This window comes from Arthrobacter sp. 1088 (assembly GCF_031455315.1).
Classification (GTDB): Bacteria; Actinomycetota; Actinomycetes; order Actinomycetales; family Micrococcaceae; genus Arthrobacter.
Map to the genome: position 1 here is coordinate 1 of NZ_JAVDSM010000044.1, position 1,073 is coordinate 1,073.

At 65.1% G+C, this 1,073-nt stretch carries 1 protein-coding gene; it reads right to left on the bottom strand.

The features are described from left to right. The coding region (locus J2Y41_RS23055) for an IS481 family transposase (protein WP_309932048.1) at positions 1 to 964 on the bottom strand (964 nt) is incomplete at its 3' end. Positions 965 to 1,073 lie beyond the last annotated feature (109 nt).

Here is a 1,073-nt window from a genome sequence, read left to right on the forward strand (position 1 = left end):
TGTATTGACCTGAGAGGTTGGTGACGCGGCTGGCCGGTGTCTGACCCTTGAGGGCAGTGTGGGCTCGGTGGTGATTGTAGGCATGGAGCCACTCGGGGAAAGCTGCGACACGCTCGGCCTCGGAGCGGTAGGGCCGGATGTAGGCCCATTCCTCCAGCATCGTGCGGTTGAACCGTTCGACCTTGCCGTTGGTCTGCGGGCGATAGGGGCGGGTGCGTTTGTGCTTGATGTCCGGGCCCAGGGCCTGAGCGAAGGCCTTGGACCGGTAGCAGTTCCCGTTGTCCGTCAGGACCCGCTGGATAGTGATCCCTTGGGCTTGGAACCAGATATTGGCCCGCTGCCAAAAGGCTGCTGCTGTTTCCTTTGTCTCGTCCGCGAGGATTTCGGTGTAGGCCAGGCGGGAGTGGTCATCGACTGCGTTGTGGAGGTAGTGGTAGCCGGGCCGGCGGTTGGACGGCGTCCCGGCTTTGTTTCGGCGTCCGGCGGCCCTGCTCAGAACCCGGTGTCCACCGCCGTCCGGGATCCGGCCGAGTTTCTTGATGTCGACATGGACCAGGTCCCCGGGCCTGTCGTGTTCGTAGCGGCGGATCACCCTTCCGGTGCCGCGGTCGAGCCAGGCCAGTTTCGCCAGCCGGTAACGGGACAGCACGCGGTGCACAGTGGACGGGTGGATGCCCAGCAGATAACCGATCCTGGCAGGCCCCCACCGGCGGTTGACGCGCAGGGCGATGATCCGCCGCTCGATACGCGTTGCCGTCCGCCGTGGAGAAGAATGCGGGCGGCTGGAGCGGTCCTCCATCCCAGCCGGGCCGTGCTCGCGGTACCGCCGCGCCCACCGCGCGGCGGTCGGAACCGAGACCTGGAACCGTTCCGCGGCCCGGCGCAGACTCCAGCACTGATCAACGACACATTGCGCGAGCTGCAGCCTGCCACGAGGCGTCAGAAGAGCGTTAGGGTGGGACATGAAGACCTCCGTGCGTGGAATTGGACTCTAGACAAGCCCCACTCCACCCGGAGGTCTTCTTCATGTCACCAAACCACGCCGAGCGTCATCAACGTCCGTGGTCAATACA